Below are 15,603 nucleotides of genomic sequence, written 5' to 3' on the forward strand. Positions count from 1 at the left end.
GCGCCTCATCCGGCGGGCGAGCCGCCGACCGGCGCGGGCTCGTCGTCCGGATCCGGCGTGCTTGCGTCGTCCTGTTGTTGTTCTTCTTCGGGGTCCTCGTTCCGATAGCCCAGCGTCGTGTGATACGCCACCGCGCACATCGGGACCGCGATCAAGGCTCCGGCCACGCCGGCGGCCAGCGTGCCGGCGGTGACGGCCAGCAGCGTGACCACGGGGTGCAGACGGATGGCGCGGCGCATCACCAGCGGCTGGAGAAGGTTGCCCTCGAGTTGCTGCACGATCACGACGGCGGCGATGACGATGAGCGCGTCGCGGGGGCCGTTGGTGACCAGCGTGACCAGCGCCGCCGCCGCGCCGGCCACGGTCGCCCCGATGATCGGTACGAACGCCGAGACGAACGTGAGCACCGCCAGGGACAGGGCCAGCGGTACCTTCAGGATGAACAAGGCGGCCCCGATACCGATGGCGTCCACCGCCGCGACAGCCGCGGTCCCGTGCGTGTAGGCGATGAGGGTGTGCCACCCGGACCGTCCGGCTCGGTCCACCCGGTCGGCCCGCGGGGACCCCACGAGCCGGACCAGCCAGCACCACATCTGTTCACCGTCGCGCAGGAAGAAGAACAGCAGGAAGATCGCCAGCAGTGCCGAGGCCAGGAACTCCGCCGCGCTCGTCGCGCCCGCGACGGGGCTGGGCAGCGCCCGCCGGGCGGCGTCCGCCGCGGCCGCGGTGATCTCGTCGAGCCGTCGGGCGTCGAGACCGGGCAGGGTGTCCAGCGCGCTCTGCCGGAGCCGGTCGATACCCTCGACCACCTGCGCGCGAAGGTCGTCGAGCTCCGACGTGGCCCGCCGTCCGATCAGGTACGAGACTCCGGCGAGCAGTGCCAGCAGCCCGGTGACACCGGCCAGAGCAGCGAGGGTGGCCGGCGCTCCCCAGCGTCTCAACCGCTCGGTGAGCGGGCCGATGAGGGCCGCGAGCAGGAGCGCCACGATGATCGCCATCGTCATGGGAGCGAGCCGGAGCAGCACGCGGACCAGCAGGTAGGCGGCTGTGGCGAGCACCAGGACGGCGGCGACGTTCACGGCGGCCCGGACGACTGGCCTCGAGCGTTCGGGTACCTCTGTCCGCGGCGGCATGATTCCCCTCGTCGGCGCCGCCACGAACTGTGCCCGCGGAACCGTCGGCGCGTCAGCCGCCTCGACTACCCGTCACCGCGGATCTGAAGCACGCCTCGGTGGCTGTTCGTCGGCGGGTGCCTCGGACGCGCCGTCCGGGAGTGTGCCGATGCGATGCAGCGCGGCGTGTACGGCGACCACCCGGCCGTCGTGAGCGGTCACCGGGTCGGCGACGATGCGGACCGAGGACGCCTCACCGCCCCGGTGCAGCGGCAGCGTCACGTCGAACGGTTCTCCCGCTCGGGTCAGACGGTGGATCGCGGCGGTCAGGGAGGCGGCCTCTTCCGGGGCGACGTAGCGGGGGAGCGCGGAGAGCTTGACCGGGCCCCGGGCGGGATCGCGGTACAGGATCCGGTAGGTCTGCGCCGACCAGGTGGTCTCCCCGGTGACGAAATCCCATTCCGACCAGCCGGCGTCGGCGGCCCGCTGCAGTCGCTCCAGGTGTGCCGCCATGCGCTGCTCATCGTCGTGGTAGCGCCAGTGCGCGAGCAGGCCGTCGCCGAACCGGGACGCTCGACTGCTCAGCACCACCGGGAGTCGTCCGTGGCTGGTCATGACCGAGGTGGCGGTGGGTGGCAGGTGGAACGGTTCGCCCGTCTCCAGGGCCTGAACGTATCCCTGGAAGATCCCGTTGGTCGTCGCATACGGGTGCAGGTCCAGCATGCGCCGTCCGCAGATCTGCTCGGCTGTGCGCCCCGCGGCGTCCATAGCCTCCGGACTGCACCGGTCGAAACGGAAGTCGACGACCCTGCCCTCGTCGTCACGCACCGGAGCCAGCAGGGCGAAGGACCCGGGCAGGGTTTCCAGCACCGCCTCCACCCAATGTGCCGCCGGTGAGACGACGGGGGCGGCGCCACCCTGACGGAGAAGCTGGGAAAGCCGGCGGCCGCACGCTTCCGCGATCGCGGCCACGTACGCGCGGCTGTCGGCTTCCGGCGGGGTGCCTTCGGCCCAGAGGACCGAGGCCACCCCGAAGGTGCGGTTGTTGTCGCGCAGGGGCAGGCAGGCTCGCAGGTCGCCGGCGCCGAGCAGTTCGAAGCCGAGCTCCTCGGCCCGTTTCCGGTCGATCCAGAGGGGGCGGCCGTCCCGTACTGCGCGCAGGAAGGCGACGTTCAGGTTGCTCGGAACCCGTTGCCACGCGCTCGCCAGTCCCTTGGGCAGCCCGTATGTGCTGACCAGGCGTACGGCGCCGTCGGGCTCGAGAACGCCGAACAGCACCGCCGTCACGCCGAGCTGACGCAGTCCCTCCGACCACGCCAGCTCCGCCAGGCAGGTCGGGTCGTCCGCTGACCCCAGTGCGGCGCAGGTCAGGTGGTAGCGCGCCGTGATCTCTTCGGGGAGCAGGGACACCGCCGGCGCCGCTTCGCCGCTCTCCGTCGTGCACGTGGTCGCTCGCCGGACGTACCGATCCGGCTGGAAGACCTCGTCGTCGGTGACCGGCGCTGTGGGTTCCGGCATCGGCGCGGCGATGCCGAGCAGCCCTGCCGCAACCTCGGCGACCCGCATGTTGCTGCGTTGCGAGATCTGGGAGAGATGGGTGAAGGCCTCGTCCGGCGTGCAGCCCAGCCGCCCTACCAGCAGCCCTTTCGCCTGCTCGATGACGGCGCGGCCGCGTTGGGCGCGGCGCAGCCCGTCCACCTCGGCCTGCAGGCGCTGCACGGACGAGGCCAACCGGGCGGCGTCGCTGCCGGCGGTACCACTTCTTGCCCGGCTTCGCATGACTCCCCAATGCTGTATGTCCGCCGGAGACCTCGTCGAGCTCCCCGCACAGATACCGACGAAGCGTACCTTCGGCGGCTGGAAGGGGCTCGCCACACGATCTTCCTGGGATCCTGCGCCCGCTTCCGCGTTTCGCGCCACGAGAGGGGGAAGGACGACCGGGCGAAGCTTGCTCACCTCTATCGGACGGGGGACGACCATGGCATCAGCGCGTCTGGCACACATCGCACTCCTGGTCGGCGCCATCGCCCTGCAACCGGCAGTGGCCGGCTGCCGCGCCACGCCGCCCCGCGCCGATCGGGCGACCCCGGTGGTCAGTGCCGTCGGGGAACGCGACGTGATCGGGCGGACGGTGACGATCTCCGGAAAGATCATCGACGTTCTCACCCCGACCTCGTTCGTCATGGCCGCCGATGATTTCGGGGATCTGTCCCTGCTGGTGCTGTCCGGCGGCAGGCCCGGACTGACCAAAGGTCAGACCCTGACGTTCGACGGCAACATTCAGAAGTTCTCGTTCGCCGCATACCGGGACGAGTACGACCTGACAGACCGGCAGGCGTATGCGCCGTTCGAGGGCGAGAAGATCGTCGTCATGCTCCCCGGGCATCCCGTCACAACGCCCTCGACGGCGCCGCCGGAGTGATCGGGCGTTGACGGCCACGGGCCGGGGACATCCCGGCCCGTGGTCGTCAACGCTCAGCCGCGCAGGTAGGGAAAACCGGGATAGAGATAGCCGGTTCCCCAGTACGGCGTGTACCCGTAGTAGCCGTACAGCTGATCGAAGTACTCGCTGCCCTGCACGAGGTCGGGGTCGTAACGCGGTGCGCCGGCGACTCGCTCTCGCGACTCGCTGACGGTCACCGTGTCGTCGGTGATACCGGTGATCGCATCCACCGGGACGAACGACGGGGTCGCGCCGAAGCCCAGGATGCCGCCGTGCTCGACGCGCAGGAAGCGGACCTTGCCCTCTTCCTCGTCGATCAGCAGATCCTCGACCTTGCCCAGCTCGTCACCGCCGGGATCGGCCACTGTGCGGCCGCGGATGTCCTCGGCCGGGTCGGCGAGGACCCGGCCGCTGTCGCTGAGCTTGACCAGCGAGGTGCTGCTTTGCGGTGCCATCTTGCTCTCCCCTCTGCCGTGGGACCCAAGCGGGTCGCCGCGGTGCGACGACCGTGCGTCTCCCACCCTCCGCCCGCTTCCGGCCGGTGATCCCACGAATCCATGACAGGTTCGTGACGAACGAGCGTCCCGGGTTTCTGCCGTCGGACGTCGGTTATCCGTGATCTCGAAGCTCCTCACCGCCGGTGTCAAGCCCCGGCACCCGGGCCGTCGCCGGCCCTCCTCGCGGTCAAGGAGCACCGAGCGGCCGCGCCGTCCGAGCGCCGCCGCTGTCGACGATCTGAGCAGTGCAGCGGGCTACCCGAGCGCGGGCCCCGCCACTGACCTCCGCGATTTCTTCAAGGAGAGACCATGTCCTCGCTTGCCGCGCCCGTCGCCGAGGCTCCCGCCACGGATGCCGCCGCTCGCGACCGTGCCACCGTGGAGGCCATCCGGTCGATGCACGCAGCTGAGTGCCGTCCAGCCGAACGCCGGCGGCTGCGCGAGCTGGTGATCCGCCGCCAGCTGCCGCTCGCGCGGCATCTGGCCCGGGGCTACGCCGACCGCGGCGAGCCGGTCGAGGACCTCGTCCAGGTGGCGGCGCTCGCCCTGGTCAAGGCGGTCGACGGCTTCGACCCGGAGCGTGGCACGAGCTTCGCGGCGTACGCGTACCCGACCATCCTCGGCGAGCTGAAGCGGCACTTCCGGGACCGGTCCTGGAGCGTGCACGTGCCCCGGCAGCTGCAGGAGCGCTGCCTGGAGGTGACCCGGGCCCGTGCCGACCTCGTGCAGCGGCTGCATCGCGCGCCGACCGCCGGCGAGATCGCCGAGGTTCTCGGCATACCGGAGGCCGACGTGCGGACCGCGACCGCAACGACGTCCGCCTACCGCGCGGACTCGTTGAACCGGCCGGTCGGCTCCGCCGAGGACCCCTGTGAGCAGCAGGAGCTGCTCGGCGACCCGGACGGCAACTTCGAGCACACGGACGACCGGATCACGCTGCAACCCGCGCTGGCGGAGCTGCCCGAGCGGGCCAGGCACGCCGTGTGCCGCTACTTCTTCGACAACCGTACGCAGGACGAGATCGCCGCCGAGCTGCACACCTCACAGATGAGCGTCTCCCGGCTGCTCACCCAGGCGCTGGCACATCTGAAGTCGTGGCTGTCACCATCACCGCCGCCCGGGAACGCCACCGGCGGCATGCGGGTGTACACGTACGAGCCGCGTCAGGGCTGTCTGGTGGCCACGGTCGGCGCGCCGGCCGGCGTCACAGCGCTGGGCGAGCTCAGGGACGCGCTGATCCGGATCCTCATCGGCCGCCGTCCGGGCACCCTCGTGGTGGACCTGCGGCGGCTGCCGCAGGCCAGCCCGGTCATCGCCCGGGCCCTGCTGGACACCTATCGGGCGGCTGGGCACGTCGGGGCACGCGTGTGCGTGGTCAACGTCGCCGCGGACCTGCTCGCGCTGTTGCGCCGTACCGGTGTAGCGAGGCTTCTGCCGTGCCGTGGCGTACCGGCCGAGCGGGCAGCCCGCGGCAGCAACGCGCCGGATGCCGGCAGAAACTCGGAGCCTTCGATGCCAGCCGCCACGAACGGCTCGGCACCCACCGCCGTGCCGCCGCGGCACCGGGTCCTGGCGCACCGGCAGCGTCCTGCAACCCACGCCGCGCCGTCGTGCCCCCGTCCCGTGGGCGGCCGGCGGCGGGGGAATGCCGGCCCCGCCTCTCACCGTGCGACCAGCACGACTTCCGAACGCTCGCCATGGACCACGCGATCGCCGCTGATGACCGCCGCGCCACTCGCGAGAGCGCTCGCCCTGGCAGCCAACGAAGGCCTCGCCGCAGGAGGCCCATCACGAAACCGCCGGCGACTGCGGGGCAGACGGGTTTCCGGCCGGAGCCGCCCGCCGCCGTCCTCGGGCGGCCGCCCGCCGCCTCCGCGCTTCATCGGCGTGGTCAGCCGGCAGCGGCCCGCCAAGGTGTGCAACGAGACGCCTCCTGCATCCACCAACCGTGTGCAGCTGCCCGCAGCGGGGTAGCGGCTGCACGTGCAGCGAGACAGGAGGAACAAGTCGTGACAGGACGTCGTATTGCTGTGGTGACCGGGGGCAGCGCGGGAGTGGGCCGGGCCGTCGTGCGTGACCTTGCCCAGCACGGGTGGGACGTGGCGGTGCTCGCTCGCGGCGAGGCCGGCCTGCGCGGGGCGGTGAAGGATGTCGAGGCCGCGGGCGGCCGGGGACTGGCCGTCGCGACCGATGTGGCCGACCTCGAGCAGGTCCGGTCGGCGGCGGCGCAGGTGACGCGTGACCTGGGCCCGATCGACCTGTGGGTCAACGACGCGTTCTCGGGCGACCTGCGCTACTTCTGGGACATACCGGAGGACGAGTACCGGCGCATCACAGAGGTCACATACTTCGGGCAGGTGCACGGGACCCGGGTGGCGCTCGAGCACATGCGTCCGCGCAACCAGGGCGTCATCGTCCAGGCGGGCAGCGCGCTCGCCTTCCGGGGTATCCCGCTGCAGTCGGCGTACTGCGGTGCGAAGCATGCCGTCAAGGGCTTCACCGAGAGCGTCATCACCGAGTTGAAGCATTGCGGCAGCGCGGTACGCGTCAGCATGGTGAACCTGCCCGGGGTCAACACCGTCCAGTTCGACTGGAACGCCACCGGGTTCGACGAGCATCCGCAGCCGGTCGCGCCCATCTTCCAGCCGGAACTGGCCGCCCGTGCCGTCCGGTTCCTCGCTGACCATCCCCGGCGCACCATGTGGGTCGGCTTCTCCACGGCGTACACCATCCTGGGCAACCGGATCGCGCCGTGGTTCCTCGACTGGTATTTGGCGCGCAAGACGGTTCAGGGCCAGCTCAGCGACGCCGGCGGTCCTCGGTACGGCAGCAACGTGTTCGAACCCCGCGACCAGGAGGCGGACCGGGGAGCGCACGGCATGTTCGACGCGAAGGCGAAGTCACGCGATGTGTGGTCCTGGGCTTCCATGCACCGGCTCGCTCTCACCGGTGCAGCCGCTGCCGTCGTGGCAACCGCCGGAGTGGCCCGCGGCCGCCGGAGCCGGTGACCACCTCAGCGGAGACCGGCCGCGGGATCGGGATCGTCACTGCAGCCGGTTGGGCCATCCGCTGGCCCGGCCCAGCAACGCCAGCAGGGCCGGGACCAGCAGGGACCTGACCAGGACCGCGTCGAGGAGCACGCCGAGCGACATCGCGAACGCGATCTCCCGGAACGGTCGCAGCGGTACGACGGCCAGCAGGGCGAAGCTGGCGGCCAGGGTGATCGCCGCGGTGGTCACCGTCCGCGACGAGGGTGGGACGACCGCCACGAGTGCCTCCCGCAGCGGCCGGCGCCGCGCCTCCTGCCACACGTGTCCCACCGTGAAGATCGTGTAGTCCGAGCCAAGGGCTACCAGCAGCACCGCCGCGGCGAACGGTACGTAGAACGTCAGCCCGTCATGGCCCAGCACCGTGTCGAACAGCCACGTCGTGATGCCGAGGGTCGAGCCCAGGGCCAGCACGTTGAGCCCCAGCAGGAGCACAGGAGCCAGCAGCGCCCGCAGGAACAGCATCACCATCAGCAGATTGACCAGCAGGGTCGCCACCACGATGCGTTCCAGGTCGTCCAGGGTCTGGCGAACCACCATCTCGCCGATGGCGGTGTCCCCGGCGATGCCGACGGTGACGCCGTCGAGCCCGGCGGAGTGCACCATCGTGGGCAGGTCCGTCCGCAGGGCCGACAGCGTGTCGATCGCGGTGGCGCCCAGGGGTGCGCTGTCCAGCACGATCAGGTACCGGGCCGCATCGCCGTCGCGCGACAGCACCAGGCCCGCGGCCTGCGGTGCGAACTGGTCGGCAGGACCCACGACGCCCGCCACCCCGGAGCGGCCGGCGATCATCGTCTGCAGTGCCGCCAGCGCGTCGCGCCGCTTCACGACGTCCTTGCCCTGCACCAGGAGCACCGTCGGCGAGACGATGCCGTCCGCGAAACCCGCGCGGGCCGCCGATGCCGCCTGACGCACCTCGTTGCCGGCGGGGAGTGAGGGTACGAACGACAGCCCGATGTCCATGTGGCGTACCGGTACGGCTGCCAGCGTGAGCGCGGCGAGACCGGTCAGCAACACCGTCAGGGCGGTGCCCGGCCGTACCAGGCGGCGCATCCGGCGGTGACGCCGCTCGAGGCCGCGCCGGGCGGCCTCGCCGGCATTCCTGCGCCCGCCGGGCCAGAGCGCCACCGGGCCGAGGATCGCGAGCAGGGCCGGTGCCAGCGTCGTCGCGACCGCGACACCGACCAGGACGGCGAGCGCCATGCCCGGACCGAACGCGCGGAACAGGGCGGACTCGGCGACGACCAGCACTCCCGTTCCACACGCCACCGTCATTCCGGCAACGGCGACGATGGGCGTCGTCCGGCGGGTCGCCCGGCGTGCCGCCTCCAGCCGATCGAGGCCACGGCCGAGTTCCGCGCGCATCGCGAACAGGTAGAACACCACGTAGTCGGTGACGACCCCCAGTAACAAGGCGACCAGCAAGGGCTCCACCTCGCTCGGGATGTCGACCTTCAGTGCCGCCCCGGCCATCGCGGCGACCTGAAGCGTCACCCGGATGGCCACCCCGGCGGTGAACAGCGTGATGAGCGGGGCGACCAGCGAACGGAACGCCACCGCGACGATGAGCAGAACGGCGGCGAGCGTCGCCATCTCCACGGTGGGCAGCGACCGGCCGACGACGGTGCCCTGCTCCACCCGGGCCGGCACCGTGCCGGTGACCCCGACGACCCGGTCCTCCGGTCCGAAGTGGCGGTTGACGAAGTCGTGTGCAGCCCCCGCCTGGGCGGAGAACCCGACGTCCGGCGGGATGAACAGCAGGGTGATGATCGTCGTGCCGTTCTCCCGGCTCCCGGGGAACCAGCCGAAGGTGTTCGGCACCGGGATCGCCCCGAGGATCGGGCCGACGTCGTCGTACTGCCGCTGGGTCACGGCGGCCGCCCGGGCCACCGCCTCGGCCTGCGTCAGGTTCGACAGGCCGTCCGGGTCGCGTTGCACCACGGCTACCCGGCTGAGCAGCGGAAACCCGAACTTCTGGAAGGACTGCAGCTCGGTCTGGATCGGCGGGCTGTCCGGCGAGACGAAGCCGTCGACGCCTCCGCCACCGGAGGGAACCCCGTTGGCCGTCAGGGCCAGCAGCACCCATACGGCGACGACCACCCAGCGGGCGCGCACCAGCCGCCCGGCGTACCCCAACCTGGGGTGAGCCGGCGGGTCCGGCTGCTGGCGTCGAGTCATGGCGGTCCTCACGAAGACGTGACGGATCTTGTCTGCTCGCCGGCGCCCGGTGACGTCGGCGCTCCGGCGGAAGCCGGGTGAGCGTCGCCCGCGTGCTGCCCCGTGACGGCTGGTGGGAAACGGCAGGATGCATCGGAATCCCGGTCTCTGGGCCGCTTGTCCGCGAGGGACCGGGGGTAGGCCACGGCGCAGCGAAGGAGCTGACATGGCCAACATTGCATCGGGCGTGGCGTCGCGGCCGCCGTGGCTCGTGCCCGTCCTGACGTTCGTCGTCGGCCTCGCGCTGGGCGCCGGGCTTCTCGCGCTCCTGCGCCCGGCCCCGCACGGCCCGGGTGCCGATCAAAGCGGCGGCACGCCGGTCGCCGTCTCGCCGAGCGGCTCGGGGATCACCGTGCCGGCCAGCTGCACCCAAGGCCTGGAGCGGGCGCGGGCCGCGCTGGACGGCGCCGGCGAGGCGGTCGACGCCCTGCGGCGGCTGCAGACCGCACGTGTGCAGCGGATCCTCGACGACCTGCAGGGCGCTCAGGCAGATGTCGACCGCTTGAGCGAGGAATGCCGCCGGCAGAGCAGGGCGGTCAACTGAGCCGGGCCGGGTGGCGGGTCAGCCGCCCGCCGGAGGCCTGTGGTTCTCGCAGGCCTCCGAAGACTGTGCGCGCGGCCCGCTCGGCGTTGGTGAACGCGATGCGGCACACGGCGGGATCGCGGTGAACGGCGGGGGACTCGGCGACGACCGTGCCGTCGGCTGCGTGCAGCACCCAGTGGAAGTGCTCGACGGGGGTGCCGACCACCTCGACCTCGCCGCCTCCCCGGCGGAGCCATTCGACCGCCTGTCGCCACGGGAGCAGGTCCGGTGTGCCGGCCTCGTGCGCGAGGACGTCCGCTCCGGCGCGCGTCCGACTCACCAGCCGCCACCGGCCCGAGCCGTCCTGCCGGGCCTCGAACCTGATCATCGTTGCCTCCTCTGCCGGGCCACGGGCTCGCCGTGCGACTACCCGGTGCGCCGTCGCGGGAAAACGGCCGCCTGCCGGAAAACGGTCAAGGAACTGTCATGAGACGGCCATGCAACCGCGGCGCGGTCCGGGAAGCGACGGATGTGTATCGATCGCATTCGGAACGAGAAGGTGATGATCATGAGGGCAGACCGGGTGGTTCTGGCCGCGATTCTCCTGAGCGGCCTCGCGGCCTGCTCGGACGACGGCGCCGGCTCCTCCGGCGCAGCGAGTGCGCCGGCCGCGCCACCGATGTCCAGCGCTCTCGCCTCACCGCCGGCGTCCGGCACACCGGAGGCTCCGGCATCCACTGCTGCAAGCGCCTCGGCAGCCGCGGCGCCCAGGTGCGTCACCGGGCAATGGCGGGCCACCGGGGTCGCGTCGACCGGTAGAGTCGGCGACGCGCGCGGGCGCATCGCCGGGGGAACGGGCACGGTGATGACGGTCGGCCCGGACGGCCGTACCGAGGTGGACTTCCGGGCGGCGAAGCCGCTGACGTTCACCGCCGAGGCCGCGGGCGCCGACATCCGGGGCACGGTCGCGTACAAGGGATCCTTCCGCGGGTCGGTGACCTTCGAGGGGAGTGACGGAACCGGACGATGGAACCCGCAGGGCCGGATCAGCTGGAGTGATCTGAACGCGACCGTACGGCTCAGTGAGCCGTTCAAGGTCACCCTGCTCGACGGGGCGAGCCTGGCCGACATCAGCCGGGACACGTTGCCCGGCGCAGGCGGCGCCGTGGATGTCCACCCGATCCTGCGCGGCGGAACCTACGCATGCGCGGGGGACACACTCCGGCTGCGTACCCGCGCGAACGGTCCGGACGTGACCTGGACCTTCGCGAGGAACTGATCCGGCACCGTCGTACGAGGCGAGCACCGTTTGATGTCCGATGATCGGGGCATGGCGCGCGCATGCCGGGATGGTTGCAAGCGGGTGGGTGGGGACTGCTGGCGGGATCGGCTCTGCTGATCGGCGCCGCGGTCGGGTACCTCGCCCGGGTACCACGGACGATCATCGCGTCGGTGATGGCGTTCGGTGCGGGGGTGCTGCTGTCGGCGGTGGCGTTCGAGCTCATCGCCGAGGCGCACGAGCGGGCCGGGCTCACGCCCACGGTGCTCGGGGCTGTCGGCGGTGCGGTCACGTACACCGGCTCCAACGTTCTGCTGGCGCGCCGGGGCGCACGGCGGCGGCGCGATCCGCCGGCATGCGCAACGCCGGGCGATCGAAGGCCTACGTCTTCGGCCTCTGGACCGGCATCGCGGTCATCAGCGGGCTCGCCGCGCTGGCCGGGTACACGCTGCTCGGCGGGACGCCCGCCGCCGTCCTGGCCGCGATCATCGCCCTGGCCGGCGGCGCCATCCTGGCGATGATCGCCGACACCATGATCCCGGAGGCCTTCGAGAACGCTCACCTGCTCATCGGTCTCATCACGGTTGGCGGGTTCCTGGTGGCGTTCGCCCTTTCCCAAGCGGGGTAAGGGCACTGTCGTGGCCGACACCGAAGAAGGCAGTGAGGGCGACAGCACCCGGACGGTCGTGGTCGCGGTCCTGATGAATCTGGCGATCGCGGTGGCGAAGACGATCGCCGCGATCCTCACCGGCTCCGCCTCGATGTGGGCGGAGGCCGCCCACTCGACCGCCGACACGGGCAACGAGGTGCTCCTGTTCATCGGATTGCGCCGCTCGGCGAGGAAGCCCGATGCCCGGCATCCTTTCGGGTACGGCCAGGAGCGGTACTTCTGGACCTTCCTGGCGGCGCTCGGCATCTTCCTGATCGGTGGGGCGCTGTCGATCGGTGAGGGCGTCCGCAGCCTGCTGGTTCCCGAACCGCTCGAATCCCTCTGGGTCGGCATCGGCGTGCTCGTCGTGGCCTTCGGGTTCGAAAGCTATTCCTGGCACACCGCACGCAAGCAACTGCGCGCGGAGTCCCGGGAACGGCAGCGTTCCATGGTGGAACATCTGCGGCGCGCCTCGGACCCCAGCGCCACGACCGTCTTCCTGGAGGACACCGCCGCGCTCATCGGTCTCGTGCTGGCGCTCGCCGCGTTGCTGCTGCACGCGGCGACCGGCTGGGCGGGTTGGGACGCGGTGGGCAGCATGAGCATCGGCGTGCTGCTGATCGTGGTGGCTTACCTGCTGGCACGGCGTTCCAAGACCCTGCTGCTGGACGAGTCGGCCCCGTCCGACGTCCTGGAACCGATCCGGGGCCAGATCGCCGGCGCCGAGTGGGTCGGTACGGTCCACGACCTGCACGCCGTGTACGTGGGTCCGGGCAGCCTGCTGGTGAACGCCTGGATCACCCCGGTCGAGGCGGCCTGCGACGCGCCGGCCGCCGACCTGGTGCGTCAGGTCGCGCACCTGCGCTCGACGCTGCTGGAGAACCCGGCGATCACCCAGGTGACGGTGACGGTCGCCGGTGACTCGTCGTCGGCACGCCTCAGCGGTTCATGACCCCGGAGACGGCGTCGTACACCGGTCCGGCGGTGACGCCGAGCGCGAGCGTGGCGGTGGCGGCGAGGACCGCGACGGTGGCGGCGGGCCGGTCGCGCTCGTGTTCGCTGGGGAACGCCCCCGCCCGGCCGGTGAACGCGGGCCGCAGCCAGCGCAGGTAGTAGAACAGGCTGGCGACCGTGTTCACGGCGGCGACCACGACCAGCCAGGCCAGACCGCCGTCCCAGGCCGCGGCGAAGACGGTGAGCTTGCCCGCGAACACCGCCGTCGGCGGGGTCCCGACGAGCCCGAGCAGGCACACGACCAGCGACGCGATCACCCACGGATGGCGCCGGACGGCCGCCTCGTAGTCGTCCAGGGTGTCCCTTCCGGGCAGGGCGGCCACGACCGCGAAGGCGCCGGTGTTCGTCACGGCGTACCCGGCGAGGTAGAGCAGCAGCGCGGGCAGCGCCCGGCCGGACCCGCCGGCGACGGCCACCGCCATGAGCAGATAGCCGACCTGGCTGATCGTCGAGTAGCCGAGCAGCCGCCGCACCGAGGTCTGGGAGAGGGCGGCGAGGTTGCCCAGCGTCATGGTGAGCGCGGCGACGACCGCAGCGGCCGCCGGCCAGCCGCTGTCCGCCGGCACCGCGGTGAGCAGCCGGTACGCCGCCACGAGCGCACCGACCTTCGGGATGGTGGTGAGCACGGTGGCCGCACCGGTGGTGGCCCCCTGCACGGCATCGGGAACCCAGAAGTGGACGGGGACGGCGCCGGCCTTGAACAACAGTCCCGACAGGGTGGCGACGACCCCGGCGGCGACCAGGCTCGCCGGGGCGCCGGGAAGGTGCTGCGTCAGGTCGTCGTAGCGGGTACTGCCGGCTGCGGCCGACAGCAGGGCCACGCCGGCCAGCAGGAACACGCCGACGAGGGCACCCAGCAGGTACAGCTTGAGGGCGGCCTCGGCATGCCGTGCGCGGCGGCCCCAGCCGGTCAGCCCGTAGAGGGGGAGGGTGGCCAGCAGGTACGCCACGGCGAGCACCAGCAGATCCGAGGCCCCGGCCAGCAGTACCGCGCCCAGGCTGGCCAGCATCACGAGGACGTAGAACTCGGTCTCCCGGCGGTCGCCGCGGAGGCGCCCGTACGCGAGCACGATGATCAGCAACGCCGCGAGCGGGACGACGACGCGAGCGGTCGTGGTCGCGGCGTCGACGGCGTACGTGTGGGCGTACACCATCTCGTCGGTCCTGCCCGCCACCGCGCTGATCGGGGACGCGAGCAGGGCGGCCGCCGCGACCAGCCCGGCGATGCCCTGCCGGGCGCGCGGCAGGAACGAGCCGCACAGCAGGGTCACCACCGCGCCGGCGAGAAGCAGCAGCTCGGGCAGCAGGGCCAGGGGCTTCTCGTTCATCGGTGCCCCCTATCTCGCGACGAGGTCGGCGGCGGTGCGGGCGGCCGGCTCGATGAGGTCGAGCAGGGGGCGAGGGAAGATCCCGATGACGAGCGCGAGCGCGAGCAGCGGAGCGACGGCGGCTGTCTCGGCCGCCCGGAGGTCCGCGGCGGCGGTGAGCGCATGCCGTGACGGGCCCAGGAACAGCCGGTGCACCGCCCAGAGGAGCAGGGCGGCGGTCAGCACGATGCCGGGGACGGCCAAGCCGGTCGCGACCGGTGCGGAGCCGAAGCTGCCGGTGAAGATCTGGAACTCGGCGATGAAGCCGCTGAAGGCGGGAAGGCCCAGGGACGCGAACGCGGCCACGGTGGTCAGCGCGGCGAAGCGGGGCGTGTCGGCTGCGAGGCCGCCGTACGCGCCCATCTCGTACGTGCCGCCGCGGTCGAACAACACCCCGGCGAGCAGGAACAGCGCCCCGGTGATCAGTCCGTGGCTGACCATTTGGGTGACCGCACCGGTGACCGCCACCGACCGCGCCTCGACATCGGTGCCGGAGATCAGGCCGGCGGCGCCCACCGCCAGAACGATGTACCCCATGTGATTGACCGAGGTGTACGCGACCATCCGCTTGAAGCTGGTCTGCGCCAGCGCTACCAGGGCGCCGTAGAGGACGCTGACCACACCGACGACGACGGCGACGAGCGCGTGCCGCCGCCACGCCTCCGGCAGCATGGGCATGGCGATGCGGACGAACCCGTACGTGCCCATCTTCAGCAGGACGCCGGCGAGCACCGCGGATCCGGCCGCCGGGGCGTCGGTGTGCGCCGGCGGCAGCCAGGTGTGGAACGGGAACGTCGGCGTCTTGACGGCCAGGCCGACCGCGATCGCGAGCAGGACGAGCCCGCCCGCCGCCCCCTGGCCCGCCAGCGGCATCTGCGCGGTGAGTTCCACCATGTCGAAGGTGTGCGGTGCGGCCGCCAGGAACAGGCCGATGAAACCGACGAGCAGGGCCAGCGAGCCCACGAAGGTGTAGAGGAAGAACTTCAGCGCCGAGCGGGCCGCCTGGGCGCCGTGACCCCATCCCGCGATGACCGCGTACATGCCGACGATGGACAGGTCGAAGAAGACGAAGAAGACGATGAGGTCGAGCGCGCTGAACAGGCCCAGGCACGTCGTCTCGAGCGCGAGGAACAGGGCTGCGAACCGGCGCGGCCGGTCGGTGTGCCGCAGTGAGTAGACGGCACAGGCACCGAAGATCACTGTCGTGAGGGCCAGCAGGGGGAGCGACAGGCCGTCCACGCCGAGGTGGTAGCCGGAGCGGACACCGGGGATCCACGGACGGTTCACTTCGTACCCGATGCCGCCGTCGTAGCCGATCCACAACGCCGCCACGGCGGCGACCTCGGCGCCGCTGACCACGACCCAGATCCAGCGTACGGCCCGGTCCGGCACCGCACGCCACAGCAGGATCACCACCGCCGTGACGGCGGGGGCGAACACCAGCATCGTCAGCAT

Annotated in this window: 14 protein-coding genes; 7 read left to right on the forward strand and 7 right to left on the reverse strand. The window is 71.8% G+C overall.

Annotated features, from left to right (window positions below; translation table 11 throughout):
* Positions 1-5 precede the first annotated feature (5 nt).
* A complete protein-coding gene (locus CLV70_RS33760) occupies positions 6-1,133 on the reverse strand; it encodes an AI-2E family transporter (RefSeq protein WP_106130683.1) in 1,128 nt (375 codons plus the stop codon).
* A 72-nt stretch (positions 1,134-1,205) separates the two neighbouring features.
* On the reverse strand, positions 1,206-2,831 hold the full coding sequence (locus tag CLV70_RS33765; protein ID WP_158277884.1) for an ANTAR domain-containing protein: 1,626 nt from the start codon (positions 2,829-2,831) through the stop codon (positions 1,206-1,208).
* A 259-nt stretch (positions 2,832-3,090) separates the two neighbouring features.
* Here CLV70_RS33765 and CLV70_RS39955 point away from each other — a divergent pair, with 259 nt between their 5' ends.
* Positions 3,091-3,534: a hypothetical protein gene (locus tag CLV70_RS39955; protein ID WP_158277885.1), complete on the forward strand. Its 444-nt coding sequence runs from the start codon at positions 3,091-3,093 to the stop codon at positions 3,532-3,534.
* Between the two features lie 53 nt (positions 3,535-3,587).
* Here the strand turns inward: CLV70_RS39955 and CLV70_RS33775 are convergent, their stop codons facing one another.
* On the reverse strand, positions 3,588-4,010 hold the full coding sequence (locus tag CLV70_RS33775; protein ID WP_106130686.1) for a PRC-barrel domain-containing protein: 423 nt from the start codon (positions 4,008-4,010) through the stop codon (positions 3,588-3,590).
* Positions 4,011-4,361: 351 nt separating this feature from the next.
* On the opposite strand from CLV70_RS33775, the gene CLV70_RS41490 reads away from it, so the two are divergent.
* Complete coding sequence (locus tag CLV70_RS41490; RefSeq protein WP_106130687.1) at positions 4,362-6,026, forward strand: sigma-70 family RNA polymerase sigma factor; 1,665 nt, start codon at positions 4,362-4,364, stop codon at positions 6,024-6,026.
* A 35-nt stretch (positions 6,027-6,061) separates the two neighbouring features.
* Positions 6,062-7,060, forward strand: a complete 999-nt coding sequence (locus CLV70_RS33785) for an SDR family oxidoreductase (protein WP_245908639.1) — start codon at positions 6,062-6,064, stop codon at positions 7,058-7,060.
* 36 nt (positions 7,061-7,096) lie between these two features.
* Here CLV70_RS33785 and CLV70_RS33790 read toward each other — a convergent pair whose 3' ends face one another.
* The gene (locus CLV70_RS33790; RefSeq protein WP_158277886.1) at positions 7,097-9,277 is read right to left on the reverse strand and encodes an MMPL family transporter; all 2,181 of its coding nucleotides are present in this window, start codon (positions 9,275-9,277) and stop codon (positions 7,097-7,099) included.
* Positions 9,278-9,482: 205 nt separating this feature from the next.
* Here CLV70_RS33790 and CLV70_RS33795 point away from each other — a divergent pair, with 205 nt between their 5' ends.
* Complete coding sequence (locus CLV70_RS33795; protein WP_146164253.1) at positions 9,483-9,860, forward strand: hypothetical protein; 378 nt, start codon at positions 9,483-9,485, stop codon at positions 9,858-9,860.
* On the opposite strand, the gene CLV70_RS33800 is transcribed toward CLV70_RS33795, so the two are convergent.
* Positions 9,853-10,227 (reverse strand): hypothetical protein, encoded by a 375-nt coding sequence (locus tag CLV70_RS33800; protein WP_106130690.1) that lies wholly within the window; start codon positions 10,225-10,227, stop codon positions 9,853-9,855. The two genes, CLV70_RS33795 and CLV70_RS33800, sit on opposite strands and share 8 nt — an antisense overlap.
* Before the next feature lie 141 nt (positions 10,228-10,368).
* Between CLV70_RS33800 and CLV70_RS39350 the strand changes: the two genes are divergently transcribed.
* From CLV70_RS39350 to CLV70_RS33820, 3 genes are all read left to right on the forward strand, one after another.
* Positions 10,369-11,118, forward strand: a complete 750-nt coding sequence (locus CLV70_RS39350; protein WP_146164254.1) for a hypothetical protein — start codon at positions 10,369-10,371, stop codon at positions 11,116-11,118.
* A gap of 355 nt (positions 11,119-11,473) precedes the next feature.
* The gene (locus tag CLV70_RS41495; RefSeq protein ID WP_245908641.1) at positions 11,474-11,746 is read left to right on the forward strand and encodes a ZIP family metal transporter; all 273 of its coding nucleotides are present in this window, start codon (positions 11,474-11,476) and stop codon (positions 11,744-11,746) included.
* Positions 11,747-11,756: 10 nt separating this feature from the next.
* Positions 11,757-12,719, forward strand: a complete 963-nt coding sequence (locus CLV70_RS33820; RefSeq protein ID WP_106130693.1) for a cation diffusion facilitator family transporter — start codon at positions 11,757-11,759, stop codon at positions 12,717-12,719.
* On the opposite strand, the gene CLV70_RS33825 is transcribed toward CLV70_RS33820, so the two are convergent.
* Positions 12,706-14,109: an NADH-quinone oxidoreductase subunit N gene (locus CLV70_RS33825; RefSeq protein WP_106130694.1), complete on the reverse strand. Its 1,404-nt coding sequence runs from the start codon at positions 14,107-14,109 to the stop codon at positions 12,706-12,708. The genes CLV70_RS33820 and CLV70_RS33825 overlap by 14 nt on opposite strands.
* Before the next feature lie 9 nt (positions 14,110-14,118).
* A complete protein-coding gene (locus CLV70_RS33830) occupies positions 14,119-15,603 on the reverse strand; it encodes a complex I subunit 4 family protein (protein WP_106130695.1) in 1,485 nt (494 codons plus the stop codon).

The sequence above is a fragment of the Pseudosporangium ferrugineum genome (assembly GCF_003002065.1).
GTDB classification, from domain to species: domain Bacteria; phylum Actinomycetota; class Actinomycetes; order Mycobacteriales; family Micromonosporaceae; genus Actinoplanes; species Actinoplanes ferrugineus_A.